This window comes from Pectobacterium polaris (genome assembly GCF_002307355.1).
GTDB lineage: Bacteria > Pseudomonadota > Gammaproteobacteria > Enterobacterales > Enterobacteriaceae > Pectobacterium > Pectobacterium polare.
In genome coordinates this window covers 2156887-2183453 of the sequence record NZ_CP017481.1, presented here as the reverse complement: position 1 = coordinate 2183453, position 26567 = coordinate 2156887, and the positions used below count along the sequence as shown (strand labels likewise).

The window sequence follows — 26567 nt, the reverse complement described above, 5'->3', positions numbered from 1 at the left end:
TAATTACTGTTCTACCACGTAACCGTACAGACGCTTGCTGCCATCTTCTTCCGCGACGCTGTAAACGCCCTGCAATTCCGGAGAGAAGCCCGGCAGCAGGTTAATACCTGCTTCCAACGCCAGAAAATAGCGCTGTACCGCCCCGCCCCAGGTTTCACCCGGCACGACACACAGTACGCCCGGCGGATACGGCAATGCCCCTTCCGCCGCGATACGCCCTTCCGCCTCGTCGATAGGAATCAGCTCGATATTCCCGCGCACAAATTCCCTGTTAGCATCCTGTGGCAACATCACCACGGACGGAAACTCGGTTTTGCGGAACATCGCTTTTTGCAGATCTTTCACGTTGTGCTGCGCGTAAAAATCATGCATTTCCTGACACAGCCGACGCAGTCGGTAGCCGCGATAACGCTCTTTGTATTTCTGGTACAGGCTAGGCAGCACTTCACTCAGCGGCGCATCGCGGGCGATCAGCGTTTCGAAATGCACCAGCGCATTCACCAGTTCCTGCATTTTGGCAGCGTCTTCCGCTGGCGTTAGCAGGAACAGGATTGAGTTCATGTCGCATTTTTCAGGAATGATGCCGTGCTCGCGCAGGTAGTTGGCAAGGATCGTCGCAGGAATACCAAATTCGGTATAATCACCGCTAGTCGCATCAATACCCGGCGTCGTAAGCAGTAATTTGCAAGGATCGATAAAATATTGATCCTCAGCATACCCTTCAAACGCATGCCATTTCTCGCCCGGCTCAAAGTTGAAGAAGCGCACGTCCTGCGCGATCGTCTCCGTATCGTGATCCTGCCACAGCGCGCCGCCCACCGTCACGGGTACGAACGGTTTGATAAGCGAACAACGTGTCAGCAGTTGCTTACGCGCTTCAATACCCAGCTTCACGCAGTCCATCCACATACGACGCCCGCTTGCCCCTTCGTGCATTTTGGCATTGACGTCTAGCGCGGCGAACAGCGGATAAAACGGGCTGGTCGAAGCGTGCAGCATAAAGGCGTTATTCAGCTGCTTATGGTTGCAGAAACGGCGCTGGCCTTTGATGTGCGTATCTTTCTTGTGGATCTGCGAGGTCTGGGAGAAGCCGGCCTGCTGCTTATGTACCGACTGAGTCACGAAAATCCCCGGATCGTTTTCATTCAGATCCAGCAACAGCGGCGAGCACTGCTCCATCATCGGGATAAACTGCTCGTAACCGACCCAGGCAGAGTCAAACAGAATGTAGTCGCACAGATGCCCGATGCTATCGACCACCTGACGCGCGTTATAAATCGTGCCATCATAGGTGCCGAGCTGGATGACGGCCAGACGGAACGGGCGCGGCTCGTTGGCACGTTCCGGTGCAACTTCCGCAATCAGCTTGCGCAGATAGGCTTCATCAAAACAGTGTGCATCCACGCCGCCAATAAAGCCGAACGGATTGCGCACGGTTTCCAGATAAACTGGCGTCGCACCCGCCTGAATCAGCGCACCGTGATGGTTAGATTTATGGTTGTTGCGGTCAAACAGCACCAGATCGCCACGCGCCAGCAGCGCGTTCGTCACCACTTTGTTCGCGGAGGAGGTGCCGTTCAACACGAAATAGGTTTTATCGGCGTTAAACACGCGTGCAGCGTGCTTCTGCGCCTTCTTCGCTGCCCCTTCATGGATCAGCAAATCGCCCAGTTTGACGTCCGCGTTACAGATGTCCGAGCGAAAAACGTTCTCACCGTAAAACTCAAAAAACTGACGCCCCGCCGGATGCTTACGGAAGAACTGACCGCCCTGATGCCCCGGACAGGCAAACGTCGTGTTTTTCATGTTAACGTACTTGGTCAGCGTATCGAAAAACGGCGGCAATATCGCATCCTGATAGGCTTTCGCCGCACGCTCCAGCACGTTCGCGTGCTCGCCTTCGTCATCGAGAATCAGCCATTCACTGCCCGCAGGCAGCACATCTAACTCTTTATCTTCATCAGGCTCTTCGACAAACGCCGGAATACTAAAACCGGTGTGCTGCAATATCGACAGAATACCGCTACGGGCTTCTTCAATAGAAACCACGACCGCCGCCACATCAGTGAAGTCGGTCTGACTCAACGCGACAATCTCGCGCGTTGTGATTAAACGGGTGGCAACCGCTGCATTCGCCGCAATTTTTAACTGTTTCATGTAACCAAACCCAAACGGTTAAAGGTAAGTGTACGTGCCTGGAAGACACCGTTCAGGGATAACAATCCCGACCAATCACAATGCCAATCAATAACGACAAGCGTATGATCCCTACAGGTAAACTGTAGGCTAAGAATGGAAAAACTGGAGCCAGCACCATCCGATAGACATCAGTAAAAGCAGAGGCGTACTCTATTTTTACTCATGCCTAACAGCGAGCGAACGAACGCCTCACCGCATGGTGAAGGAGGATAATCGACGGGGAGAAAAGTAAACCGCGCAGTGGTGAGAAGAAGAAACGCGCAGCGACGTCATCAACGAACTGGCGCGAGCGTGCAGCACCATGAGCAATGAATCTGACATATCGGCGATCCTCTTTAGCTAACGCTAACTACGCTTAAAGGGGCGTTCAGGTGAACGAGACGTTAAAAACCGCGCAATAGTGGCATTATTCTTCATCAAATTCAACAATCCAGCCCGCACTCAACACGGTAAAAAGTGCAACGAAACATGCCGCACGAATCAGGAAGAAACGTTATCACGCTAAGCGTGCTGAAAGGATCGCCAGAAACTGGCTAGCAAATAATACAATTGCCTGAAAATAGCGCAGGCGCTCCGCTTTGTGACAGAAACCCGTTGACGCCACGCGGCCAATACGGTTTAATGCGCCCCGTTGCCCGGATAGCTCAGTCGGTAGAGCAGAGGATTGAAAATCCTCGTGTCCTTGGTTCGATTCCGAGTCCGGGCACCACTAATTCTTAACCCTCGCCTTTGGCGGGGGTTTTTCGTTTGTGGCGTATGGACTCTCCATCGAACTCCGTTCGATTATTCGCCGCAAGCGGCTCACCCTTTCAGGGCCAGCGCGACAAGCGCGCTGTTCAACGCCTCCGGCGTTTGTCCGAGTCCGGGCACCACTAATTTAAAGAAACCAGCCTAACGGCTGGTTTTTTGCTTTTGGGGTATAGGGTTCTGAACTGGGTTCGGTTCTCTACGAGCGTGCTATCCCGCCTCCCCTTCCCCATGATTCGGGCTCATACTCTGATAGCGTGACGGCCAGATATCCTCCGGCTGCTTTCCCAATGCACAAGCAATTAACCTTTCGCCTTTGGGCTAATGTCTTGTTAAGAAATTATCTATGGGGTTGAATCGATGGCTTCTGTTTACTCTGATGAATATCAAATCGTTATCAAGGCATTACGTGAAGCACGCATTGCCAAAGGGATCACGCAGGGAAATCTCGCGCTCGCGCTGGATCGTCCCCAATCGTTTATCGCCAAAGTTGAGAACGGGGAAAGAAGATTAGACATCGTAGAATTCATCCATATCGCCCGTTTACTTTCTCTAGACCCCGCCAGCATTATTGCTAAGATCCCTGCAAAATATAAAGCGCTTGGTTAAAGAGGAGCACGGCAATGAAACACCGCATTAGCATGGCCGTGGACAAAAACGATAATCAGATTCCCAATGCTACCGGGGTACCTATTTCTGGTCTGGTGAATGATGCCATTGACAGAGAAGCCCGCCGTATCAAGGCTGAGGAGTGGAAGAAGGAAAACCGCGAAAGGATGGAAGACGTCGCCCAATTTATCGCACAGAATGGTTCCTTTGCTGATGAAAATAGGAATTGGTGATCGTGTAATTCGTTGTTTATGAATACAAACGAGCCAGCCATTACAAAACGTTTGTCGATATACAAAACGATATTGTCCAGACACCAAAGCGGCGTATGGTCATTCCGTTTATCGAATCACATCACCTGTCTGAGAAAGTGAATAAAACGTTGCTCCCCCCAAGCTTCGTATCGATGGCGAGAATTATCGGCTGACGACGACTGAGCTGTCGAGTGTTCCTGTTGAAGTCATTGGCGAAGTGATTGCAGACCTCAGCGACTGTGCGGATGAGATCAAGGATGCTATTAATCTTATGTTTTGGGGGATTTAAGAGGTATTAGATACTGCTCAGAAAATCAAACGTTGTCCAACGAAATATATTAAAATGACGCGATACATGTGTGTATAATAAAGAAAAAAGGAGTTTATTTATGTCATTAAGACCAGGTGATTACGGCATAGTAAAAGTTATCCATGGTGAACATAAAGGAAGAATTGGATATTATGACGACGATGATTTCATTTCCGTTGAAGAGGAAATATCTGACGATGACGAATATATATATGAAGAGAGTGAAAACGAAGACCAAATAGCAATTGTTTACTTTGGTGATTTTCTCTTGGCACCAGAGTATTATTCCATTTCTCATGATGCATTAGAACATGTTTCGATGAATGATCTGATGGCACGTAAGGAAGAGTTATTTAGTCTATGCTCTCCTTTTTTGATGAAAAAAAAGACTAACTACACAACGTTATGCAGCTATTTTTCTGAACTTCACTTAGTTGAAACTACTCTTTTAGAAAAAATCGTGGAGCAGCGATACGTGAATAAACCAACAGGATTGAAAGTTTTCATCTCTCATTCATCAAAAGATAAACCGTTTGCTAAGCTATTATGTATGGATTTAGAAGCAAATGGGCATATTCCGTGGTTGGATGAATGGGATATAAGCGTCGGAGAAAGCATTCCTGAAAAAATATCTATTGGATTGCAAAATGCTGATTTCATTATTGTTATTCTTTCTAAAAACTCAGTATCTTCAAAATGGGTTGAAAGAGAATGGCAGATAAAATATTGGAACGAAATTGAAAAGGGGCGCATAAATGTGCTACCAATTCTATTACAGGATTGTCAAATACCTGAACTATTAAGAACTAAAAAGTATGCCGATTTTAGAACTGACTTTAACCGGGGGCTAAATGATTTATTATCAGCCCTTGAAAACCTATCGAGAAAATTATAAATTCAAATAATTCCAATTCAATCCTATCCTAGGGCGGGCACTGGAAAACCTCACTCGTAAATCCAAGCGTCGCCCTGCGATGCTTGCAGACTCTTTATCGTCGTTCAGGAAGAACTGTAGTAACAACATACTGAATCACTATGGTTTTTTAAAGAAACTACTGAGTCGTTTAAAATAGCTCAAAAAAAATAGGCACTCATGAGCGGTGAACTTATCCCGAATAGTTTAAAATTAAAGAGTTTAAACAGGTTATTAAACGCGGTCATTCCGTTTCAATAGTAACAACACAAGCCAGATTTTTTATTACCATATCCATATGGTTAGACAGAAAGTATCTAAATTACCTGTCACGATTTAATAAATGTGTTTTGAGATCCCCTCATTCTAAAGGAGACTTCAAATCACAAACTCCCCACCAAATCCCCCAACGTAATCATCAACATCATCGAATCTATCGGAGAAGGTTCAAATCCCACACGTAGGTAAAATTCCCGCGATTCATCAGATAGCGCATAAACTAACATCCCTCGGATACCGATAGTATTCGCAACTTGAATCACCCGCAGTCCTGCATCACGCACCAGCGCTCGGCCAACACCCTGACCATGCAATGATTTATCTACAGCCAGACGTCCCAGTACCACGATCGAGATCGAGATCGGGCATATTGCGGCGAAAACGCCCAGGGGCGAAATTCGTTGCTACGGCGCTGGAAGCCAATGAGTAATACGCCAACACTTTTGAATCATCGCAACTGACGAAAGTTCGTGATGCTCCAGTGACCTGATTTTTCATCGCCCGTAGTTTTAGCCAGTTATCCATAGACTCCACGCCACAACAGAATGAGGATAATGCATGTTTGACCTAGATAAGCTCAGGAGTGGAGATCATTTTTTCTGTTCCCACGGAGCGGGAGTTTGCATGGTTTTACGCAGCGCGGCATTCAGCGAAGGAGACTGATCCAAGCGGGCGAGGAATTCCTGATAAGCGTCTGGATCAGCCATGATGATGCTCTGATCAATCAACACTTCCTCTGCGGCAGCACGGGTAGCCTCAAGAACAAAATCAGTGCGATTTTTTCCTCTGGCCTTCGCAGCTTGAGCGATAAGGTCGCGTTCGGCAGGCTTGATGCGTAAATTCAATGTTTCGCGTTTCGCAGAAACGCTGTTCGTCGCTGGCATGATGTTATCCTCTGGCATACGCTTTGGATATTAATCATATAGATAACGTAACGCTAATGTCATTACAACTTATCGATGTCGCAGGAAATTGCGACCAAAGGAACGAACCGAGTATTTCTTTATCGTATGTGGCCCATCATTTTAGTAGACAGCAAGAATGGCAACCCGCTGTCACATGACATTCGCATAGAAATGAGCATACACTCTCAATTCAATTCCCTGGTTCCATACCCCACGACCACCTTTCCGGCAGCAAGGCTTTTTGTTACCACGGTTCCGGCGCCGACTTTTACGTTATCACCTAATGTAATGTCGCCTAGCAGAATGGCATTGGCACCAAGCTCCACCTGATTACCCAGCACCGGGCTTTTGGTGACATGACCTTCACGGTTTATCACGCTACCAATGGTGACTCCCTGCCGTAATGTACAGTTCGCCCCGATGATTACATCGGAATTCACCACAATACAGTGCGGATGATATATTTTCAGCCCAAAACCGATTTGAGTTCTGTGCGGAATTTCCACACAGAACAGCCACTCATTAATCACTTTATTCAGGACAACAAAAGGAACGCTGATAATTTTCAGCAGCGCATTTGATGACTGGTAAATGGTTGAAAGGCGAAACAGCAGTATGACTAATTTAGCTTTAATACTGCCCGCCGCTTTTATTTCACACCATACATGGCCGATATTTTTCAGCATATGAATATCTATTCTTAATTCCGTGCTCAGCGCACCGTTACCGTGGAAATTCGATACCAACCGTCAGCTTGCTTGCCCTCGTTGGCGAGATTAATTCGCGATACTCCCTTTGCGTCCAGCATCGCCATTTCAATATTATACTGCCCGGCTGGCAGCGCTTCCGGCATCGCCAATTGGTAGACGAAGGTATGCTGCCCTGGCAACCAAGTGCGGATGTCATCAGCCATTTTTCCCATACTCATTACGGTGTTGGCATCATTCACCACACGATAGGCCACATCATATTTCAGATAAATGGGCGCTACGCCGTCGTTAAACCACTGCTGGTTTAATGTCAGGCTCTGCCCTTGTGCCAGTTCAGACTCATGAGTTAACGAGGCCAGGCGAAAACGATAGCCGAGTTTGGTCAGCGCGTTATCCACAATGTCCCGATATTCCGTCGGCACGCTGCGCGATTTCAGATTAATGGTGCTAGCATGCTGTGCCAGCGCCCAGTCAAAGGCCACCTGCACTTGCGCACGAGTATAGTGCTGCACGCTCTGCCACTCCGACATATGACCACAGATTTCCAGACTCACCGGCGCACGTTGCCACGCAGAGCTAAAATTTGGATAAAGCGCCTCCGCGTTTTGCAGTCGCTGCGGGTAATCATCTTGCATGTGGCTCCATGTGGTCGAAAAATTATGCCAGTCTCCCCAGCAATCCGCGCGCCATCCAGCACCTTGCTTCACTGCGCTGGCCAACGTGTCGCCGCCGTTAATGAGCATAATCTTTGGGCTGTTGGGAAACGCGGCAAAATACATTTCAACGTACTTATCCAACTGGGCTGATGTGTAGCGTTCAATCAGCGGCGTAATGGTCGGGAAATTGGTGTTGTGCCACTCGCCCCATGACCCCACCAACCCAATATCGATATAAGCCAAATTCGAATTACCGTCATAGCGCAGCCCAAAAGCATTAAGCAAACGCTGGCTGTATTCGATAAACACCGGGTCGTCCAGATCCGGCACAAAGGTTTTTTTGTCCGGCGTCCATTCGCCCTTGATGCCTTTTTGGATCAGCCAGTCAGGAATCTTCGAACCACTGGCAGGCTCATCAAGCGCCATAAAGCGCAACCCCACGTTCATCGGCGGTTGATGCTGGCTAGCCAGTTCGAAAATAGCGTCCACGGCTTGAAAATTATATTGGCCTTCTGCTGGTTCGAGTTCATCCCAGTACAAACGATCATATTCAATGCCGGTGTCGGGATAATCAGCCAGCGACAACGTTGTACCATTACCCTTGTTAAAGCTGGCGACGCCAGTACCTGGGTTCGTTAGCGGGCCAGTTAGCTCTCTGGGGGTGACGGTCGTCATCACGCCATCGGCCACACCCAATACAGAAAATAGCAAACCTCCTACAGCGATAATTTTACAATGCACTTATGACTCCTTATTTCCACATCAGCAGAAACCGGAGGTCAGTGATCCTTCAGGCTGAGCCACCAATCCCAAATTCCTAAGTGGAAATGTGGGAAAATATCAATACCCAAGGCAGACTTAATCATGTAAAGCATCAATAGCGCCGCAAGCATGCAGGAAAAGCCAGTAAACAGGATCAACGCAGTCAGCAGTATGCGAGATAGCGTTGACTCTTTGCGTGGACGCTTGCGGTGATCCAGACCGAACAAAAAAACGAAGTAATAGCGCTTGTTAAAAAAAGGGAAACTCTTACGCACGTCGACCCAATGCATTGAAGATGCCGTAATCGACAGCACCGCCTGCTCAACGGCCAGCCGCTGTTCCGAGGTCAGTTCTGTATCGGTTTTTCCATCAAGGGCTTCATAGAAGCGCTCAATGACTAACGGGCGTTTATTCGATTCATTCACTATTAACCTATTGATTTATTTACTGCGGTGTAAACGGCCATCGTTTGTTCCGCGATTTGTTGCCAATTATACCTTTGTAAATATTCAGAGTAATCAACAGATAACGATTTAGAGCGCAACGTGATTTTTTCGGATAAATCCGCCACATCTCCTACATTGAAATAAGTTTCTGGCGCTAATTTTACCTCCAGATTGGCTGGAATATTGCTGACCACGGCAGGCAATGAGAATGACATGGCCTCCAGTAACGCAATGGGTAACCCTTCATGATATGACGACATCACAAAGAGTTTAGCCTGTGAGAAAATAGTTTGTAGTTCCTGGCCGTTTAAAAATCCGGTCAGGATCACATTCGGGGTTTCATGGGCTAACTGTTTTAATCGCATGCTATACGCAGTGGGGTGATCGGCATCGCCAACCAAAACCAGTGGCATCGTGACACCCGATTGCCGATAGGCCGCGATAAGATCATGCAGGCCTTTTTCTTCCACGAAGCGGCCAACCGCAACCAAATAGTGTTGTGGCTGAAGAGAAAAACGCGCCAATATCTGATTGATAACGTCCGCAGTGAGTCGCTGGGGTAGATTCACACCGTTATAGATAAGATGGGCATCATCGCGTCCATATTTCTGCTTGATCATATTATTAATCACTTCGGAGATCACAATCACTTCATTGGCATATTTCACTGCGACCTTTTCACCCAGCATTAAAATCTTCTTTGCTAGGAATCCCCATTTATGGCGGTCATAGTCTGGGCCATGATGAGTAAAAACCACTTTTTTACCCAGCAAACGTAAAAGCGGCACCACCAGGCCCGGACCAATAGCGTGAACATGCACCACCGTGGACTGATCAAAGCAGGTGATAAATGCCGCCAGCACCGAATGAACGATAGCCTCTAATGAACGCTTTTTCGGCGACAGTAAAGCGCGAGTCATCACGCCTCGATATTGTGATTTTTTATAATTGACATAAGGCGAACGTGCGAGAACACAAATATCCACGTCGAATTGCTGTTTAATCGTCGGATATAAATTTTGGCAATGTGTTTCCACACCACCCAACACGTTTGGAATACCACGTGTTCCCAGAACGGTAATTTTCGTAGTCATATTATTTTTCGATTAATATTTCCCGATAAAGCGCCAATAGAGATTCTGTGTGTTTACGTAATGAATATTTTTCGCGAAGACGTTGGCGCGCATTTAATCCCATTTCTCTGGCTTTTTGCGGATTCAACGTCAGGTCATCCAGCACATCGGCTAATGCCTGCACATTGCCGGGTTCGAATAAAATGCCGTCTATCTTATCGCGAATTTGTTCAGGTATACCGCCAATACGCCCGCCTACCACTGGTTTAGCGAATGCCATCGACTCCAGTACCGACATTGAACAGTTTTCATAGTATTCGGAAGGAACCACCACCGCGCGTGCGTATTTAATCAGCCGGTTAAGTTCTTCGCCCTGCTGTTTATAACCCAGGAATTCCGCATGCGGAAATTGCGCGACCAAATCGTTATACAGCGGCCCGCTGCCCGCAATTTTTAACGGAATTTTATTCCGCATTTGCTGATGCGCCCTGGCAAGCGTAGCAACGCCTTTTTCCCTACTCAGGCGACCAATAAACAGCAAATAACCGTCGTCTTTAACATCCTCCGCCGGCAGGCTGTCATTAATGCCGTTCACAATCACGTCAATACGAACATTCGGCAGCTTGCGCATTAATTGGTTACGCAGAAATTCGCTGGGCGAAACGATCACATCCAGCGCCTGATAGTTTTTGGCAATATTCTGCCAGGCACCTTCTAACGAAAGCAGCAGACTTTTCGATGCAGAACCTTGCTGGCACCGATATTTAAAAGCGTTAAATACCGAACCGGTTAAACAAGCGTCACAGACTTTGCCATCGCGCAGCATGGTGTACGAAGGGCAGATAATCTTGTAGTCATGAGCCGTTAACACGGTTTTACACCCAAATTGACGGGCAATTTTAATCAACGACGGCGTGAGCTGGTGGTAGATATTGTGAAAATGAACAATATCCGGCTTTTCTTTACGCAATAACACCAGCAATTTCTTACATGCCTCAGCATTATGAATAAAGTTAACCGCGGTTTTAATTGCCCCAATCGCACTGCCGTTTTGATGATAATCCACATTACCGACAAAATAGGGCGCGTAGTCTGACGGGAAGTTATTTTCATGCTGCATAGAGAAAGCGATAACGTCAACGCCAGCCTTTTTCAACATATCAATCTCTTGAAAATAAACCGTTTCAGCGCCGCCCTTAATATAGAAAAATTTATTGACCAATAAAACTTTCATCATACCTGCCTATTCATGAATAACCTTGCTGCTTGGTGGTGTCATAGGGTCGCGCACGGGTCTGGTTAACCCTTTTATCAATCCCGCAGAAAACACAGCCAGGTTCATCACACTCTGCACCCCGTTCAGCAGTGAACGGTTCTTAATCGTTTTTAATGCCACAAAAGCGAGTAACGGCAGCAACGCAGCACCAATAACAGTGGCGTTAAACGTCAATAAACTCATCAACAGCACCAGCAGATAAACCGCAAAAACTGCCTCGTTTTTAACGATATGCAATGCCTCACGGAAATAAGGCATCCCCCATGCGCTGCGTAAAAGCTCGCCCGGTGCCCAGAGAAAACCGTTCCGCCAACGATATTGCAGCATTTTATATGTTGGCATGGTGTACGACGTGTGACGGAAATAAGGCACATTAAGTCGATGTAATTTATAGTGGGCATAGCGCAGACGAATACCTAATTCAGCCTCTTCATAACCATGCAAGCTGCGGTTGGTGAGATAACCTATTTTTTCAATTGCCGAGCGGCGGTATAAACCTCCACCACCTAAATGACCGCAGTCGCCCAACGGATATATTTTATGAAGGCGCTGTTTACGTGATGTAAACTCATAGTTCGCCGCGCCATCCATCTCTACCGTTCCAGCCACGCCAGCGTAATCAGGGTGTGCGGTTAAAAATGCTATGCCCTGCTCAATAAAGCCATCTTCCAGCTCCATATCGCCGTCCATTAGCAGCAAATAATCCCCCTGACTGTACAGGTAACCAAGCTGATGCCCCACACCGCAGCAGCGTTCGGACGGTTCAGTCAGCGACACCACGGTAATGCCTTTGGCGCTGGCAAGCTGCTGAGTGTTGTCGGTTGATAAGCTATCGGCAACAATGATTTTATGGGGGTAATCCACAATATGGCGACGAATACTGTCGATGGTTTTTTCGATGCATTCCGACTCATTGAATGTCTTAATACTCACTGAAATAAAAGGTTTATCACTCATACAGTTTTCCGATATAACGGCGGACAGAATGGCGAATCACCAGACTTGAGCCCAGAGATAAATAAAATAGGAATTGCAGCATGGGAATAATCATCAGGATCTGGCTATAAGGCAGACTCAACAGGCACCCAACCACAAAAACGTTAAAGGCCGGAGAAAAACTCAGCAATTTCAGGTCCTGTTGGTCTAATTTATTACGATCTAGTCCCGGCTTTGGCTGCGTAATGACTAAGATATAAATAATTAACCCGATGAAAAATAGCGTTCCAACCACGCCGACTTCCCATAGCAGCACACTTAATGAGGTTGAATCGATGATCAGGTTATAGATAATATTCAAAAAACCGGGAGAGACAGCGCTGCCGCTATTTGTCGCATTTAATCCATAGCCAAACAACGTACCGGAGATCCCCCACATATCGTGATTTTTCAGCCAAAAAAATAGCGTAGTAAGACGCCCAAGTTCACCGGATTCCATAATGTAGCTGGTATCAAAAATATAATTCAATGAATCCAGAAATACGCTCATCGCGCTTTTCGTCGGGTCGCCACCAAACGCCGAGGAGTAACCCGAGGCCAAAATGGTAATCGCCACGGTAATCAGTAACGCCATGCCAGTGAAAATCAGCAAAATTGCTTTCAGGTTTACGCTATTCATGCCTTTGATGTAGCTCGGCATTAACCAAACCCAGACCAGTAATAACGGTGAAATCAGGATCACAAATTTCACTTCCCCCAGGATACACAAGCTAAATCCCAAAACGATATGCAGCGCCGTGGATTTAAACGACGTCAAACCATGTTTAAATTCCGAGACTTTCAGCAGCATAATCAACAGGCAGAACAACCCCATCGCCGCGGTATTTCCTCCGCCCATCGGGTCGCCGCCGAAAGTTCCGACTACCGAGTCCCATTTTTCGTCTTCTCCCCGCAATACTACCCGCCGCGGCAAAACAAACAACACCTGATAAATCACCACCGGGAACTGTGCGTAGAACACCCAATACAAACTGCGGGTCACGCGATAAATCTGTGATTCGCGGCAAAATCCCAGCAGCAGGCAAAACATCATCAGCGACAATGCAACCTCGTTTTTAAACCCAACGATAGTGACGGTTATTCCGCCCTGTAACAGGGTAGATAATCCCGCCATCGCCAGAAAAGAGAGGTAAAGCGTGAGCACCATCAATTCCTGCGTATCCAAATGCAATCTATCGTAGCGAGTCTGCATAATCAGCAACCCCACCATGTTCAGCGCCAAAATAAATGGTAACCACAGCACCGCCAGAAAACCGGTGAAATACTGCGTCAGTCCGCAGAATACCAGTGTGATAACAACATAAACCTGTAGGTAAAGCCCGGTATTCAAGCTCATGATTCTGTCATCATATTTTTCAGCCCATTAGCACGTTTGTTTACTTTGAGATAAATAAACGCGTAGCGTACAAATGTCAGCACAGAAAAAAGAATCATTGATGTGGCATAGTGATTATAAAAATAAGGCACAATCACAAATGCGATTAATACCACACTCAACTGCTCTAATTGAATACGCAAAAAATAGCGATGAGAGCCAAATATTAGTTCGATCACCGTCAGCGGACACACCGCCAGCGCCGGAAATAAATAAGGCAACATATAGCGAGAGGTTGGAATGGAGTTAATCCACTCCTCGCTAAAAAAAATATGCATCACCAACGGATAGAAAATAAATACCCCTAGAGTGCAGATCACTCCCGACATCAATAATACCAGACGGACTTTTTTGAACTCATCATAGTTGAAACGTTTATTTCTGAAATCGGTAGACCAGGTTGAAAAAATAGAATGACGCACTGCATTGCCGATGATCACCACCGGAGACAAACAAAAACGGCTAACCACCGAGAAATACCCCGCTGCCAACGCGGAAAACCAAAAATTAATCAGCATAACCGGCAAATTACTATTAACCATCGCCAGTACTTCGGCGCTGCCAACGCGGGTGAGATGATGAGCATGCTGATGAAAGAAAGCCCTATTACGTTGCGGACTAAAATGTCCAAGCGTAATGGTGTGAATATTGAACGAGAACACAATACATCCGCTAATCAGCACCATCATGGCGCAGGCCCAGGACCAATAAAACGCGGTGGTATGTGAAGTGAACACTAGCGAAAGCACGACCACCACCGAGACGGCGAGTCGCTGAAAGGCCAGAAAACGGTAGTTACCCTCGCGCAGCGACAAATTCTCCGAGATCAGCACCAGCGCATAGGACAGCGTGAGCAGATAGAGAAAGAACACATTTCGCTGAAACAGCCATGCGGTCAACATCGCATAGGGCACAGCGGTAAGCAGGCTTTGCAGTGTGCTGAACACCACACTTTGCGCCAGTTCACAGTCTTGCTGTTTCGGAATCAGCAGTTGCGATGCAAAGGTACAGACCTGCGCCCCCACCAACACGATGCTGTAACTCAGCGCGTAGATCCCCACCTCGGCCATGTTGTATTTATGCGAAATCAGCCAGATAGACAGCGCGCCAATCAGTTGTGAAACCACCGATGAACCCGCAATGGTAGAAATGCTTTTTAGTAAACTCATCTTTTTCATAAACTCACAGGTGACCAGTACTGTCGATTAGCGCATTCATACGATGGTTCAGGGAACGTATCCCCTCTTTGGTTTCGAGGTTTTTATCCGCAACCCGATTCATTACCGCGCCAATCAGCACCGCGCGGTGGTGTTTAACGTTCTCAATGGCATTAAGCACATCACCCGTACGCCACTCGCCGGCTTTCAGCACAAAAACCACCCCGTCGATTACCCGGCTAATGAGTTGACTATCCTGCGTTTGATTCACTGCGGCCACATCAACGATTATTCTCTGATAGCGTGTTCTCAGCTCTGCCATCAACGTCACGACATGTTCGGACGACAGCATCAGTAAAGAAGACATCAAGGCATTGCCACGCGGCAGGAAGCTTAAATTTTCACTGATTGTCACCAGTGCGGCATCCAACGGTGATTGCCCTTGCAGCAGTTCCGCCACACCGATAGCGGAAGGGGGCGCCAGGTCTTGCGTCAGCCCGCCGTCGTTAAAGAAATCCAGGTCGATAAGCAGCGTTTTTTGGTCAGCGCTGAAAGATGTCGCCAGCAAATGCGCCAGCAACGATCGCCCTTCGCCATGCTCTGCCGAGCTGATGGCAATGGCCTGGCAGGATGGATGCGATAACAAAATGTGGGTTCGCATGCTGTGGACAATATCGACGTACAGAGGCGCTTTGGTTATCAAACGCACAACCTGTGAGCGCTTCACGCCACTGGCGAAGATGCGAATTTCCCCCACCGGCGCCACATTCAGGCGCTTTTTCATCTGGCTGATACTGTTGATTGAATTATCCAGCGCGGCTCTCACGATGAAGTAAACCACCGAGAAAATCAGGGTTAGCATGACAACCATCACCAGCAGCATCACTTTATTGGGTTTCGACGGGTGGTCCGCCGGCACGGCAGGGTCGTAAAGTACCGCGTCCGGCTCTAAATAGTTACCTGCCAGCGTCTGCTCTTTGGTGCGCTGATAGAGCGCCTTATACAGCTCTTTTGTTTTATCCAACGCGGTGATCAGGTTATTGTATTCATCACGTTTAGACGCTAGCGTTTGGAAACCCGCTTTCTGTTTCTCCAGCAGTTGCTGATAATATTTTTCATCCCTCAACGCCGCCTGATACTGCTTATTCAGCCCCGCTTCCAGTTCGAGTAACACGGTGTGGGTCTGCTCTTCAATCGCCTGAACCTGGGCTTCGGCTTCTAAAATTTTGGTATGCTTCAGCCCGTAGCGTTTCCGTAACTCGTATAAAGAACGCCGAGCCTGAATCAGCGCAATGCGCAAATCCTGAATTTGGGCATGATTAGAAATATCAGGCAGAGAAATGATGTTTTCCAACGACGTACCCACGTTCAAACGCACGCTGTTGTAGTTCGTTTCCGCCCTGATGCGACGTTGGGTGGCATCCGCTAACTTGGTGGTGACGATCCCCAGTTGTTCAGTTTCGAAGCCATCCACGCCGCGGAAAGTCAGCAGCCCTTCTTTCTTCAGAAATTGGTCGATAACGGCCTGTTGCTCGACGACTTGCTGCCACACCTCTTCCATCTGTTTTTGGTTCAATGTTTTGGCTTTCAGTGTCTTGAGGTGCTTTTGCCTGGCCGTATAGTCAATAAATGCCTGCGCCGCGCCGTTAGCGATGTCGGCCGCCAGCTCAGGCGACGCCGATTCGTATGAGATAGTGGCCAGGTGCGTGGTGCGAACACCAGTGATAGTGAGGTTTGCCACTATCGAATCCAGTGCGTGATCGACCCGCTGTTGCTCATCGCCACGGTTATCCGCATTTTTGTCTATATCGCCGTTAAACGCTGGATTTTGGTCCAGCTTGATGTCCCGCACGGCTTGTTCCAGCACAATACGCGACTGCATCAACGCATACTGGGTTTCGTAATAGCCGCTACGGGTGGAATCATAACCATCGACCTGCGGCAAAGGCGAAACGTTATCCTGCTGTGCTTTAAGCAGTACCGTTGCGGTCGACACATATTTGGGCGTGATCATACTAATCAGCGGGTAAGCCACTACTGCCACAATCAGGCCGGCCAGCATGATCTTCCAGCCGTTCTGTTTGATCTCTTGGGCAAATCTGGAGAAATCGATGATGCTTTCCAATTTTCTGCCATTTTCCACGATAGATAGACTCATGGTCAGAAAAAGCTCATACCGACAATCACGGTATCGCCAGGATGAACGACACGTCTTACATCAACATTTTCAATCAGTTGATTGCTATTCGATAGACGAATACCCACATCCTTGCGGTCTGCGCGATCGGTAAATCCGCCGGCCAGCGCCAACGCTTTTTCAACGGTTAAGCCCGGCTCGTAGGCATACCCGTTCGGTTTCTCCACTTCACCAGTGATATAGAATTTCCGGAACTCGGCGATGCTGACCGTCACCATCGGATTTTGCAGATAGTCGCCGCGCAGGCGATTAGCCAACTCCTCGCCCACCTGCTCTGGCGTTTTCCCCTTCAACACCAGTTGACCAATGTAGGGGAAGGTAATCGCGCCGCTTTTATCCAGCATGAACTTCATCGTCATCTCCGGCTCGCCGTACACCAGAATATTTACAGCATCGCCTTCATCTAACTGATAACCGGTGGTTTCACTTTCAGGTTTGTCCATTTGCCGCTGGCTCGGCGGGGAGCATCCCGCTAGCCAGACGCTGAGGGACAGAAAAATGCACAGTTTTATTATTTTCACGTTAGATCTGTACCTTAGCCGTAAACATAATCAGAGAGTTATCACGGCCCAGCATTCTGACGACCTGGCGATCGCCGTTAGGGCCAATAAAGAAAGAATCGCTATCTTGATTGGAACGTAGCGTGTTCAGTTGATACTTTAATTCAACGTTAATAGAGGGCCTGAAGTTATAACTCATGGCGAATGTGAACACCCTGTTTCTGTCTTTACGATCTCGCGGGTAATTCTTGTAAACGTCCGTCAGGTATGAATAGTCAAACGTGGTGGAGAAACGATCGACGAGCCAAAAGTGCTGATAAGAGATGCCGTATTTAGAAACCAGGATATAGCCGCCGATTTCTGACGGGTCTTTGATATGCTGCGACGTATGTGCGGTAAAAACGGATTGTTTAAGGGGTTTCCACTCCGTCTGAATATCCCAGTTTATCCCGCTAAAACGCCTGGAATTCGGGTTATTATCGAATGTCTTGTATAGCCAGGACACATTGGCATCAATACCGGATTTTCCCGTAAGTTGCGATTTAATGCCGAATTCCAGATAGTATTCATCATTATCTTTTTGCGAATCGATTTCATAACGCCGCTGATTACCAATAAAACGGTAGCGAAAGCGCGTTGACGACGAGTATTGGTCAGATAATTCGGCGATCAAACCGTTCTCGTACCATTCCTGCCCAAGAACATAGTTATAAAAATCAATATCGGTATTTTTAATATCCTCCGTGCGGCCTAACCGCAGTTTTCTAAACAGCAGCGCGACGTCGGCTTTACCGCGCCCTTTCAGCGCGCCATAGCTATAACGCAATTCACTGTTGAAAAGCGCGGTACTCAACGGCGAATGAATACCGAAATCGCTGAACTGTTGTGGTCGAAAACCTTCGGTAATACCGCGCCCACGCACTTCGTGCCCAAGCGCCTCCTCAAAACTGAGCGTTAATCCATGCCTCAACCCGTAGCGCCATGCGCCATTAAAGCGAAAGAAATGGTCGGTGTAATTATCCGCCGGATCGCTGTCGTAACGACGATAATCACCGGAATACATCAACAGATATTGATCCTGATAACGCGCGCCAATGGCCTTAATCATTGGCCTGAGGCTCTGAAAATGAGAACTCACCGCATTCTGATCATCAGCCTGATAGGTCACGTTATTCTCATGCCCATAGTCCAGACCCACCTGGCTTTGAAAATCAATACCAGCGACACCGATATGCGATTTCGGCATCAGGTCGGCCCAAGATGGGAGGGGGATTATCATTCCAGCGGCGATGACCAATTTAGTACGCATTTTCACCGATAAAGCCTTTGAAAATGGTTCTAAAGATAATTTTGATATCCAACCAAAGGGACCAACTCTGAATATAGGCAATATCGTAGTGAACCCGTTTTTCCATTTTATCGAGGGTATCCACTTCGCCGCGATAACCATTAACCTGCGCCAAGCCTGAAATTCCAGGCTTCACTTTATGGCGGATCATGTAATTCTCGACTAGCTGGCGATACTGCTCGTTATGCACGACGGCATGAGGACGCGGGCCAATAATCGACATCGTCCCTTGCAATACATTGAAAAATTGCGGCAGTTCATCCAGCGAAGTCCGGCGTAAAAATGCGCCAAAACGCGTAACACGCGGATCGTTTTTAGTCGCCTGCGTCACGACGCCGGCGTTTTCCATCACGTGCATCGAGCGGAATTTCCACACTTTGATTTTATTGCCGCTCAGGCCGTAACGATCCTGCTTGAATAACACCGGCCCCCGTGACGTCAGCTTGATACCAATAGCAATCACCAGCAGCAATGGCGAAATCATCAGCGTAATAACGCCACCAATCACTAAATCCTCAACGCGCTTAATCACCGAGCCAATACCATCAAACGGCGATCTGAAAATACTGATGGTCTGAATGTTATTGATGGAGCGAAACTGCGATACGTATGAGCTGTAGGAATAAAGATCGGGAATGATATAGGTATCTACCGTCGTATCGGACATCATCGACAGAAAATAACGAATGCGTTGTAGCGCAACCATTGGCAGCGCAATATAAATCTCATCCACTCTGCCCGCTTTAGCCTCTTCAACCAGCTTGCTCACTTTGCCTTTAAATTGGCTCTTAAACAGATAGCCACAACGGGATGGGCTACGATCGTCGTAAAAAGCCAATTCTAACTGCATGTTGGCATATTCTTTAAGCAATGCTTTTTCCGCCGCTAACCCACCGGGCGTTAATCCCACAATAGCAATTCGGATCCGCTTTTTAGTCGTAAATTTAAACGTAATTAAACGCGTGATGTAGAGGCTACATAGCGAAAGAATATACCAGTACAGCGTTGCGGAAAAATATATATTATCGAATTTATGCAATAGACCCAGCGAGTACAGCGTACCGGCATAATTCCTGACTAACTCCACAAAGATGACCGAAAATAATGCGGAACCCCACAGTCTTCGCTGCCCACCAGTCTGCATATTTTTAAGGCCATGGTGATATAGTCCAGTATATTCACCAATAAGTAAAAAAGAGGTTGAGAATAGCAGGCTAATCATAATTACATCATCGAAATCGCCCATCATAAATAGACTAGCACTGACTATTAATGTCAAATTGATTGATAAAAAGTCCATCAATTTAATAACAAAAAAATCATTTCCATAGGAAACATTCATCTGATTAGTAGACACTTTTTAATCTTAATCCATTAAGTTTTTATCATTAACTCTTTTCCGTGCCGGATAATATATCACATAAAAAAATTTAGAATAACAACCAGATCAATCTTAAAGCTTTTTTAGGAAAACACACAAACTGCTAGTGCCCACAACCATAATAATTAACATATAAAATATAACCCCTCACATCATTAATTTCTCTAAATATTTATTTTTTTCATTATTTAATTTTAAATATTTGCATTTGATAATTATTCCAACGTGATGGATAAAGCGTAAAATTTCGCCGTTCAGGCAAGTCTGCTCCTATGTTTTTTGATTCAATAAGTTGGTGTAAATATCTTTTCCGATACGCTTTGATTTATCCCTTCGTATTGGGGAATTTGTGGGTCAGATTGCGAGTCATCCAGTTCGACGAACGGGAGTGATCCGTTCGCACCAGCACACGGGCCGCAGATACCCAGCACGCGGCAACCCAGTCTGCCACTGCGGATAGCGTGACCGTAAACGCCGACAGCCAGACCAAACAAACTGTTATCGTATACATCCCATCATTCTGATCAGGTGAATGACGTCATCGGCGAGGAAGCCCGTCGTATAAAGGCCGAAGAACGGAAGAAGGAAAACCGCGAAGGGATGGAAAACGTCGCCCGATTTATCGCAAAGCATGGTTCTTTTGCTGATGAAAACAGAAACTGGTGATCGGGTAATTCATTGTTTAGCAAAACAAACGAGCTAGTCACAACAAAACTTTTGTCGATATGCAAAGCGATATTGTCGAAATATCAAAACGACGACACTGACGTGCAATCCCTGCTTCATAGAGACATTCTCATATTTCTAATAAAGGAATTACTAATATCGCAGTGTGTTAATCAATGGGGACAGGTAGTGGATCATTTTAGCGTTCGGGATTACCTCGATATTGACTTTTTTGAGCAAGTAGCGAACGGGATAAATCATCAGGGTTCTGATATTTTTATCCAGCATGTTAGTTAAAGCCTGCAACTACTTTTAGTTCATAAATAAACCTTAATTTGATATTGAATGTATCAAAGTCAGGCAATTACACAAATCTATATGCAGGCTTTGCACTACGTACTACCGTTCGTAATACTTTATTTTTGAATCTTCAGTATGCCATCGATATTTGCAATATCACCATCACCCTGTTTGTAATTGGTTATGTCCAATGAAGACCATTGCCAACTACCATCTTTTTTCTGGCAATATGCCGTTAACGTAACGGCAATATTTTGCGTGGTTTTTTTATAGGAACCATCAGGTACAAAGCCTGCGGTTGGAAGAGGAGCGTTTTCCGGTTGCAGGGCGCCATCCCAGTTTACAAGGCCACCTGATAGACCAGTTATATTGAATCCTGCTGCAATCCAAGTTTGATCTCTACGCTGGGCTTTACCGTAAAGGTTAGAATTGATCTGTGAAGCCGTTTTTTGATAGCTTCCGTTAGGAATGAATTTAGACATAGAAACCCCCTATATTTGAATGATATTTAGCATGCGTTCTTTGGAATAAATAACTTAATATATATTCAAAGAATATATTCCCAATGCAATTAAAAAATAAATAATTAAAATAAAAAAAACCACGATAATAATTTCTACACTTCATTTTAATTTTTATAAAAAAGTAAATACAACCGAAGACATAGCGTTGCATTTCAGCGCTAACTCGCTAACTAGTTACAATTAACTTTTTAATATAAAACATCTCTAACAGATAGGTTTAATTAACATTTTACAACCTAAATGAATGATTCGGTAACCTATCAGCCAGATATAAACGGATGAATTTAATTCTATTTATAAAGAGTAGGTGTTACGCAAAAATCTGTCAAAAAAATTTTCAATATATATTTTATGTCACATCCAACCATTTTAAACTGATGTATTTCATGACTATTAACATTATCTAATAGACAGCATAAATATCAATTGCCATCGATCTAAATTCAGTTAAGTCAGAATAATGTCATTACGAATTATTTACATCGCAGGTAATCAAACCAAAAGAATGCACCGGGAATTCTTATCGTATATGTCCCATCATTCTGATCTGTCTATGAAAACACGGGACTTAATAACAAATACGATTAAAACTCATGCTACATTTCAACTTAATAAAAAGCTGAATGCATCCAAATCCTCCAGCAACAACGATCGATACAGTGGCTGCATTCACTTCCAATATGCTCTCTAAGTCTGTTACCCATCAAACTTCCTCAGAAACCTGGCCGATTTCCCGCAGCGCTCCCGGTGCATGGCCCACGATGCGTTTAAATGCCCGGCTGAACGCTGCCAGCGATCCGTAACCCAGACGTAGCGCTACCGTTTCAATCGCCTGATGCTCATGCCGGATGTACTGGACAGCCAGACGCATGCGCAACTCGCTGAGGTATTTCGCAGGTGTGGTGCCAGTTGCAGAGAGAAAACGCTCGGCAAACACGGAACGGGAGGTGCCCGCCTCTTTTGCCAATTCCGCGACGCTCCAGTTTACGCCCGGCTGCTGATGCATCGCGTAAATCGCCCGACTCAGCCGCGGGTCGCGCAGTACCTGTACCCAGCCCGTCGCTTTACCGCAGCCTGCTTCAACCCATCCGCGCACGATGAGCGCCGCGACCACATCGGCCAGTCGCGCCAGAATGCCGGCAAATCCTACCTGACGTGTCATCGACTCACGTTCCATGGCCGCAAGAATTGGATGGATTTCCGGCCAGGTCGACATCAGGCGGCTCACCATCATGACTTCCGGCATCGCTTTGATCAGCGGCTGCATTCCACCCAGCTCAAAATCCATGCATCCGCTGAAGATCACCGTGTTTTCGGTATCGGGGCACGGTTCACAGCCGATAGCACAGACCGAATTGCAAATCGCTTCGCTTGGAAATGCTGACACCGGCGTGACGTCAGCCTTTTCATCAGAGAGCAACGCATGCGAATTCCCGTTGGGGATAAACAGTGCGTCCCCGCTTTTGAGCACAAACGTCGCGCCACTCTCCATGCGCAGCAGCGCTGTACCCTGGCTGACAAAATGAAACTGCGCTCTGCCAGGCTCGTAGTGAAACGCCACACCAAAGGGGGCATGGGTTTCAATTCGGCGATATGTCACCCCGGAAAGACGCATCCCACGCAGAAGCTCGCTGATCAAATCGGGTGACTGAACGGTCATGACGGCAACTCCGGACGAATAATCAATAAGTGAAGATTATATGTCATAGATCGTCCGTGTGGAACGCTCTATGCTTCGTGATGGTTGTCACATTTTTCTAACGAGAGAGCAACAGATGAATTCATGTATAGCGGCAAGTGAGGCCATCGCGCCCGCAAAACCCGCCTGGCGAGCCGTTTACTCACTAGGACTGGGGGTATTTGGCCTGATTACGGCTGAGTTTCTACCAGCCAGTTTATTAACGCCGATGGCGACAAGTTTAGGCGTCACAGAGGGAATGGCAGGCCAGGCGGTGACCGCAACGGCGCTGGTCGCGCTGGTGACCGGCTTGCTCATCACATCGGCCACTAAAAGCATCGACCGCCGTTGGGTGTTGATGTTTTTCTCGGTGCTGCAAATCATCTCCAGCCTGCTGGTGGCGTTTGCCCCCAATCTGCATGTGTTGCTATTCGGACGTTTACTGCTAGGCGTTGCCATTGGTGGATTCTGGGCCATGTCCACCGCCACGGCGATGCGCCTTGTGCCCAAGGATAAAGTGCCCAAAGCGCTAGCGGTGATCTTCTCCAGCGTGTCGATTGCCACCGTTGTTGCCGCGCCGCTTGGCAGCTATCTGGGGAGTTTGATTGGCTGGCGAAACGTCTTTATCCTCTGCATTCTGCCGAGCGTTGTGGCGCTGTTTTGGCAGTTGTGGGTGTTGCCATCGATGAAGCCGGAAAGCAGCGGTAGCCTGGGAACACTACTTCGCGTGCTGCGCCGTCCGGGCATGATCGGCGGATTGCTGGCAACGGTGCTGATCTTCAGCGGACATTTCGCCTTCTTTACCTACCTGCGCCCGTTCCTGGAAACCGTCGGGCAGGCAAGCGTCGAGAATATTTCCCTGATTTTACTCGGCTTTGGCCTCGCCAATTTTGTCGGTACTTCGATTGCCGGTTATCTACTGGCGCGAAATTTGCGCCTGACGCTGGCGCTGGTTCCCTTTGTGATGGGTGTTCTGGCACTGACCATGGCGGCCTTTGGACATCTGGCAATACTGGATGGTCTGCTGGTGGCGATGTGGGGATTTGCGTTTGGTCTGGTTCCAGTGGGCTGGTCAACCTGGCTTGCGACAACCGTACCGGACGAAGCCGAAAGCGCGGGCGGTTTACTGGTAGCATCGATCCAATTTGCGATCGGGGCTGGCGCAGCGGGTGGCGGGGTAATATTTGACCTCAACGGAGCCAGCGGTGTGTTTGCTGGCAGCGGATTATTGCTGGTATCGGCAATGGTGATTGTTTTTGCGGGCGTGCGAGTTCGCGCACAATAACACGCTATGCCACACCTGAGAGTAGGTGTGGCATCTGTCACTTACCATCCTGTTTGATCCGTTCGCATCGCCAGATCGCCCCGATGATTCGAGAATCCTCGATAGGAAATCGAGTTTTTCCCCCACCCGGCTATAAGTCTTCCAGCAGATTTTTAGAAAGCTGTCGCAGCATATTCAGATCCTCATCCTTCATACGCATAGAGCAACGCATCTGATTTGGCAGGTCGACGATCCGTTCTTTCAACGCAAGCGCCTTGTCAGTCAGCACCACTTTTTTCATGCGTTCATCACCCGCAACCGCAACCCGGTTTAAAAATTCCTTGGCTTCCAGTTTCTGGACAAGCGGCGTCAGCGTGCCGGAATCAAACAGCGTTTTCTCACTCAGTTCTTTGAGCAGGATGTTGTCCTGATCGTACAGGGACAGAAGGACGACAAACTGCGGGTAAGTCAGATCGAATTCTTTCAGCAGCGGCCGATACTGACGAATCAGTGCATTGGCGACCGAATACAGAGAGAAGCACAATAATTCACCCAAGGTACTGTTTTCTTTCATTTTAAATACTCCGTTACTCACAAGCTTAAAAAAAGTATAAATAATGTTTGACCAAAAGTAACTTGTACGCAAGCATATATCTAACGATTAAATCGCATTAAATAAAAAATCACTTTTGTGAACCTATCAACCGCACGATTTTAAAAAAGGCCAATATCATGAAAACCATCTCCACCATCCTGACGTCTGCTGTATTCGCTTCTATGACATCCGTCGCTTCTGCGCAGCCGATCAACACCCCTGCGCCGACCGCTGGCGTACAGGCATTTCTTGATGTTCTGAATTCCGGTAAGGGCAAACCGATAGAACAGATGACTCCACAGGAAGCGCGTCAGGTTCTGATCGGCGCGCAACAGGGCGTGAAACTGCCAGCCGCACAGGTGTCTGAAAAAACCATCCAGGTGAACGGTCAGGCTATTAAGCTGAAAATCGTGAAGCCGGAAAATGTATCCGGTACGCTGCCGGTGTTCATGTTTTTCCATGGCGGCGGCTGGGTGCTCGGTGATTTCCCAACCCACGAACGTTTAATCCGCGATCTGGTCAGGGCGTCTGGTGCCGCAGCGGTGTACGTGGATTACACTCCGTCCCCTGAAGCACGCTTCCCTGTAGCCATCAATCAGGCTTATGAGGCGACGCAGTGGGTGGCCGAGCACGGTCAGGAAATTGGTGTGGACGGTAGTCGTCTGGCGTTGGTCGGCAACAGCGTCGGCGGCAATATGGTCGCTTCTGTTGCCCTACAAGCTAAACAGTTCGGCGGGCCGAAAATTCGTTATAACGTCATGCTGTGGCCTGTAACGGATGCGAACTTCGATAACGCGTCCTACAACCAGTATGAAAAGGGCTATTTCCTGACGAAAAATATGATGAAGTGGTTCTGGGATAACTACACGACCCACGCAGCAGACCGTAATAACATTCTTGCCTCCCCACTGCGTGCCAGTACGGAACAGTTGAAGGGCTTCCCGCAGACATTGATTCAGACGGCAGAGCTGGACGTACTGCGCGATGAAGGCGAAGCGTTCGGACGTAAGCTGGATGCAGCTGGTGTACCCGTGACCGTGACTCGCTATAACGGCATGATTCATGACTATGGTCTGCTGAATCCGCTGAGCGAGGAGCCGACAGTCATCACCGCACTGGAGCAGGCAGGCGCAGAGTTGCAAAAACACCTGAAATAACAGCTTTATATAGCAACGGTCCTAAATGATAAAAGCCCTGACTCTATTAGCCAGGGCTTTTAAGGTACTGCAGATTTAAGATTTAACATTCATTGACTTAATAACATCTTACTACTATCGGTACTGCTTCAAATGTACACGTTTATAACAGATAATATTGGGCACTAAAATGAGCTAAACCTCCCTATATTTACTGATTTAAACACTCTGCCAACCTTATCACCATTCAAAGATATGGCAGGCTAACAAGTACATCCCCCATCGCGATATAGACTCTTTGATGCGTGGCC

The 26567-nt window shown here is 47.4% G+C and carries 24 protein-coding genes, 1 tRNA gene and 4 pseudogenes; 8 read left to right on the top strand and 21 right to left on the bottom strand.

What is annotated here, in order from left to right; genetic code table 11:
- Nucleotides 1–3: 3 nt before the first annotated feature.
- Nucleotides 4–2157, bottom strand: a complete 2154-nt coding sequence (locus BJJ97_RS09890) for an ornithine decarboxylase (RefSeq protein WP_095993833.1) — start codon at nucleotides 2155–2157, stop codon at nucleotides 4–6.
- A 231-nt stretch (nucleotides 2158–2388) separates the two neighbouring features.
- Entirely contained in the window at nucleotides 2389–2520 is a 132-nt protein-coding gene (locus tag BJJ97_RS22375) for a hypothetical protein (protein ID WP_262252947.1), read from the bottom strand.
- 312 nt (nucleotides 2521–2832) lie between these two features.
- On the opposite strand from BJJ97_RS22375, the gene BJJ97_RS09885 reads away from it, so the two are divergent.
- Nucleotides 2833–2908 (top strand) — tRNA-Phe (locus BJJ97_RS09885).
- A gap of 248 nt (nucleotides 2909–3156) precedes the next feature.
- On the opposite strand, the pseudogene BJJ97_RS09880 reads toward BJJ97_RS09885, so the two are convergent.
- A pseudogene (locus BJJ97_RS09880) lies at nucleotides 3157–3288 on the bottom strand (helix-turn-helix domain-containing protein); the annotation flags it as partial.
- Between the two features lie 18 nt (nucleotides 3289–3306).
- On the opposite strand from BJJ97_RS09880, the gene BJJ97_RS09875 reads away from it, so the two are divergent.
- The 4 genes and pseudogenes from BJJ97_RS09875 (at nucleotide 3307) to BJJ97_RS09860 (ending at nucleotide 5014) form a co-directional block, all read left to right on the top strand.
- Nucleotides 3307–3555: a helix-turn-helix domain-containing protein gene (locus BJJ97_RS09875; RefSeq protein WP_010299606.1), complete on the top strand. Its 249-nt coding sequence runs from the start codon at nucleotides 3307–3309 to the stop codon at nucleotides 3553–3555.
- Between the two features lie 14 nt (nucleotides 3556–3569).
- Entirely contained in the window at nucleotides 3570–3788 is a 219-nt protein-coding gene (gene ccdA / locus BJJ97_RS09870) for a type II toxin-antitoxin system antitoxin CcdA (protein ID WP_095993832.1), read from the top strand.
- 59 nt (nucleotides 3789–3847) lie between these two features.
- Nucleotides 3848–4098, top strand: a pseudogene (locus tag BJJ97_RS09865) (CcdB family protein).
- Nucleotides 4099–4198: 100 nt separating this feature from the next.
- On the top strand, nucleotides 4199–5014 hold the full coding sequence (locus BJJ97_RS09860) for a toll/interleukin-1 receptor domain-containing protein (RefSeq protein WP_095993831.1): 816 nt from the start codon (nucleotides 4199–4201) through the stop codon (nucleotides 5012–5014).
- A 401-nt stretch (nucleotides 5015–5415) separates the two neighbouring features.
- Here the strand turns inward: BJJ97_RS09860 and BJJ97_RS09855 are convergent.
- From BJJ97_RS09855 to BJJ97_RS21985, 15 genes and pseudogenes are all read right to left on the bottom strand, one after another.
- Nucleotides 5416–5845 (bottom strand): annotated as a pseudogene (locus BJJ97_RS09855) (GNAT family N-acetyltransferase).
- 56 nt (nucleotides 5846–5901) lie between these two features.
- The gene (locus BJJ97_RS09850; protein WP_095993830.1) at nucleotides 5902–6195 is read right to left on the bottom strand and encodes a type II toxin-antitoxin system TacA family antitoxin; all 294 of its coding nucleotides are present in this window, start codon (nucleotides 6193–6195) and stop codon (nucleotides 5902–5904) included.
- Nucleotides 6196–6401: 206 nt separating this feature from the next.
- Nucleotides 6402–6902, bottom strand: coding sequence for a serine acetyltransferase (locus BJJ97_RS09845; protein ID WP_039461785.1), 501 nt, complete (start codon nucleotides 6900–6902; stop codon nucleotides 6402–6404).
- Between the two features lie 26 nt (nucleotides 6903–6928).
- Nucleotides 6929–8323 carry a DUF4832 domain-containing protein gene (locus BJJ97_RS09840; RefSeq protein ID WP_095993829.1) on the bottom strand — a complete coding sequence of 465 codons (1395 nt, stop codon included), beginning with the start codon at nucleotides 8321–8323 and terminating at the stop codon, nucleotides 6929–6931.
- Between the two features lie 38 nt (nucleotides 8324–8361).
- Nucleotides 8362–8769, bottom strand: coding sequence for a hypothetical protein (locus tag BJJ97_RS09835; protein WP_039483767.1), 408 nt, complete (start codon nucleotides 8767–8769; stop codon nucleotides 8362–8364).
- 2 nt (nucleotides 8770–8771) lie between these two features.
- Complete coding sequence (locus BJJ97_RS09830) at nucleotides 8772–9884, bottom strand: glycosyltransferase family 4 protein (protein ID WP_095993828.1); 1113 nt, start codon at nucleotides 9882–9884, stop codon at nucleotides 8772–8774.
- 1 nt (nucleotide 9885) lies between these two features.
- Nucleotides 9886–11097 carry a glycosyltransferase family 4 protein gene (locus BJJ97_RS09825; protein WP_095995350.1) on the bottom strand — a complete coding sequence of 404 codons (1212 nt, stop codon included), beginning with the start codon at nucleotides 11095–11097 and terminating at the stop codon, nucleotides 9886–9888.
- A 9-nt stretch (nucleotides 11098–11106) separates the two neighbouring features.
- Nucleotides 11107–12096 (bottom strand): glycosyltransferase family 2 protein, encoded by a 990-nt coding sequence (locus BJJ97_RS09820; protein WP_039513016.1) that lies wholly within the window; start codon nucleotides 12094–12096, stop codon nucleotides 11107–11109.
- The gene (locus BJJ97_RS09815; protein WP_095993827.1) at nucleotides 12089–13471 is read right to left on the bottom strand and encodes a capsular biosynthesis protein; all 1383 of its coding nucleotides are present in this window, start codon (nucleotides 13469–13471) and stop codon (nucleotides 12089–12091) included. Before BJJ97_RS09815 ends, BJJ97_RS09820 begins: the two co-directional genes overlap by 8 nt.
- Nucleotides 13468–14679, bottom strand: coding sequence for a lipopolysaccharide biosynthesis protein (locus BJJ97_RS09810; protein ID WP_095993826.1), 1212 nt, complete (start codon nucleotides 14677–14679; stop codon nucleotides 13468–13470). Before BJJ97_RS09810 ends, BJJ97_RS09815 begins: the two co-directional genes overlap by 4 nt.
- Nucleotides 14680–14692: 13 nt before the next feature.
- On the bottom strand, nucleotides 14693–16825 hold the full coding sequence (locus tag BJJ97_RS09805; protein ID WP_095993825.1) for a GumC family protein: 2133 nt from the start codon (nucleotides 16823–16825) through the stop codon (nucleotides 14693–14695).
- 2 nt (nucleotides 16826–16827) lie between these two features.
- Nucleotides 16828–17385: a polysaccharide biosynthesis/export family protein gene (locus BJJ97_RS09800; protein WP_029368636.1), complete on the bottom strand. Its 558-nt coding sequence runs from the start codon at nucleotides 17383–17385 to the stop codon at nucleotides 16828–16830.
- 1 nt (nucleotide 17386) lies between these two features.
- Nucleotides 17387–18673 (bottom strand): outer membrane beta-barrel protein, encoded by a 1287-nt coding sequence (locus tag BJJ97_RS09795; RefSeq protein WP_095701789.1) that lies wholly within the window; start codon nucleotides 18671–18673, stop codon nucleotides 17387–17389.
- Nucleotides 18663–20054 carry an undecaprenyl-phosphate glucose phosphotransferase gene (locus BJJ97_RS09790; RefSeq protein WP_193438358.1) on the bottom strand — a complete coding sequence of 464 codons (1392 nt, stop codon included), beginning with the start codon at nucleotides 20052–20054 and terminating at the stop codon, nucleotides 18663–18665. The genes BJJ97_RS09795 and BJJ97_RS09790 overlap by 11 nt, the downstream gene beginning before the upstream one ends.
- A 364-nt stretch (nucleotides 20055–20418) precedes the next feature.
- A complete protein-coding gene (locus BJJ97_RS21985) occupies nucleotides 20419–20604 on the bottom strand; it encodes a hypothetical protein (RefSeq protein ID WP_125460901.1) in 186 nt (61 codons plus the stop codon).
- Nucleotides 20605–20612: 8 nt separating this feature from the next.
- Between BJJ97_RS21985 and BJJ97_RS09785 the strand changes: the two are divergent.
- A pseudogene (locus BJJ97_RS09785) lies at nucleotides 20613–20759 on the top strand (type II toxin-antitoxin system CcdA family antitoxin); the annotation flags it as partial.
- A 416-nt stretch (nucleotides 20760–21175) separates the two neighbouring features.
- On the opposite strand, the gene BJJ97_RS09780 reads toward BJJ97_RS09785, so the two are convergent.
- Nucleotides 21176–21541: a cyanovirin gene (locus BJJ97_RS09780; RefSeq protein WP_095993822.1), complete on the bottom strand. Its 366-nt coding sequence runs from the start codon at nucleotides 21539–21541 to the stop codon at nucleotides 21176–21178.
- Between the two features lie 745 nt (nucleotides 21542–22286).
- The gene (locus BJJ97_RS09775; protein WP_095993821.1) at nucleotides 22287–23243 is read right to left on the bottom strand and encodes an AraC family transcriptional regulator; all 957 of its coding nucleotides are present in this window, start codon (nucleotides 23241–23243) and stop codon (nucleotides 22287–22289) included.
- A 115-nt stretch (nucleotides 23244–23358) separates the two neighbouring features.
- On the opposite strand from BJJ97_RS09775, the gene BJJ97_RS09770 reads away from it, so the two are divergent.
- Nucleotides 23359–24546 carry an MFS transporter gene (locus tag BJJ97_RS09770; RefSeq protein WP_095993820.1) on the top strand — a complete coding sequence of 396 codons (1188 nt, stop codon included), beginning with the start codon at nucleotides 23359–23361 and terminating at the stop codon, nucleotides 24544–24546.
- Between the two features lie 130 nt (nucleotides 24547–24676).
- On the opposite strand, the gene BJJ97_RS09765 is transcribed toward BJJ97_RS09770, so the two are convergent.
- Nucleotides 24677–25099 (bottom strand): MarR family winged helix-turn-helix transcriptional regulator, encoded by a 423-nt coding sequence (locus BJJ97_RS09765; protein ID WP_010303416.1) that lies wholly within the window; start codon nucleotides 25097–25099, stop codon nucleotides 24677–24679.
- A gap of 158 nt (nucleotides 25100–25257) precedes the next feature.
- Between BJJ97_RS09765 and BJJ97_RS09760 the strand changes: the two genes are divergently transcribed.
- Complete coding sequence (locus tag BJJ97_RS09760) at nucleotides 25258–26277, top strand: alpha/beta hydrolase (RefSeq protein ID WP_095993819.1); 1020 nt, start codon at nucleotides 25258–25260, stop codon at nucleotides 26275–26277.
- The last annotated feature ends 290 nt before the right edge of the window (nucleotides 26278–26567 follow it).

Bases quoted from the DNA above. Each gene is read 5' to 3' on its own strand.
- BJJ97_RS09765 (WP_010303416.1), bottom strand. From the start codon at position 25,099: ATGAAAGAAAACAGTACCTTGGGTGAATTATTGTGCTTCTCTCTGTAT.
- BJJ97_RS09845 (WP_039461785.1), bottom strand. From the start codon at position 6,902: ATGCTGAAAAATATCGGCCATGTATGGTGTGAAATAAAAGCGGCGGGC.
- BJJ97_RS09875 (WP_010299606.1), top strand. From the start codon at position 3,307: ATGGCTTCTGTTTACTCTGATGAATATCAAATCGTTATCAAGGCATTA.
- BJJ97_RS09825 (WP_095995350.1), bottom strand. From the start codon at position 11,097: ATGAAAGTTTTATTGGTCAATAAATTTTTCTATATTAAGGGCGGCGCT.
- BJJ97_RS09795 (WP_095701789.1), bottom strand. From the start codon at position 18,673: ATGCGTACTAAATTGGTCATCGCCGCTGGAATGATAATCCCCCTCCCA.
- BJJ97_RS09860 (WP_095993831.1), top strand. From the start codon at position 4,199: ATGTCATTAAGACCAGGTGATTACGGCATAGTAAAAGTTATCCATGGT.
- BJJ97_RS09770 (WP_095993820.1), top strand. From the start codon at position 23,359: ATGAATTCATGTATAGCGGCAAGTGAGGCCATCGCGCCCGCAAAACCC.
- BJJ97_RS22375 (WP_262252947.1), bottom strand. From the start codon at position 2,520: ATGTCAGATTCATTGCTCATGGTGCTGCACGCTCGCGCCAGTTCGTTG.
- BJJ97_RS09815 (WP_095993827.1), bottom strand. From the start codon at position 13,471: ATGAGCTTGAATACCGGGCTTTACCTACAGGTTTATGTTGTTATCACA.
- BJJ97_RS09780 (WP_095993822.1), bottom strand. From the start codon at position 21,541: ATGTCTAAATTCATTCCTAACGGAAGCTATCAAAAAACGGCTTCACAG.
- BJJ97_RS09790 (WP_193438358.1), bottom strand. From the start codon at position 20,054: ATGAATGTTTCCTATGGAAATGATTTTTTTGTTATTAAATTGATGGAC.
- BJJ97_RS09890 (WP_095993833.1), bottom strand. From the start codon at position 2,157: ATGAAACAGTTAAAAATTGCGGCGAATGCAGCGGTTGCCACCCGTTTA.
- BJJ97_RS09810 (WP_095993826.1), bottom strand. From the start codon at position 14,679: ATGAGTTTACTAAAAAGCATTTCTACCATTGCGGGTTCATCGGTGGTT.
- BJJ97_RS21985 (WP_125460901.1), bottom strand. From the start codon at position 20,604: ATGTATACGATAACAGTTTGTTTGGTCTGGCTGTCGGCGTTTACGGTC.
- BJJ97_RS09760 (WP_095993819.1), top strand. From the start codon at position 25,258: ATGAAAACCATCTCCACCATCCTGACGTCTGCTGTATTCGCTTCTATG.
- BJJ97_RS09775 (WP_095993821.1), bottom strand. From the start codon at position 23,243: ATGACCGTTCAGTCACCCGATTTGATCAGCGAGCTTCTGCGTGGGATG.
- BJJ97_RS09805 (WP_095993825.1), bottom strand. From the start codon at position 16,825: ATGAGTCTATCTATCGTGGAAAATGGCAGAAAATTGGAAAGCATCATC.
- BJJ97_RS09850 (WP_095993830.1), bottom strand. From the start codon at position 6,195: ATGCCAGCGACGAACAGCGTTTCTGCGAAACGCGAAACATTGAATTTA.
- BJJ97_RS09830 (WP_095993828.1), bottom strand. From the start codon at position 9,884: ATGACTACGAAAATTACCGTTCTGGGAACACGTGGTATTCCAAACGTG.
- ccdA (WP_095993832.1), top strand. From the start codon at position 3,570: ATGAAACACCGCATTAGCATGGCCGTGGACAAAAACGATAATCAGATT.
- BJJ97_RS09820 (WP_039513016.1), bottom strand. From the start codon at position 12,096: ATGAGTGATAAACCTTTTATTTCAGTGAGTATTAAGACATTCAATGAG.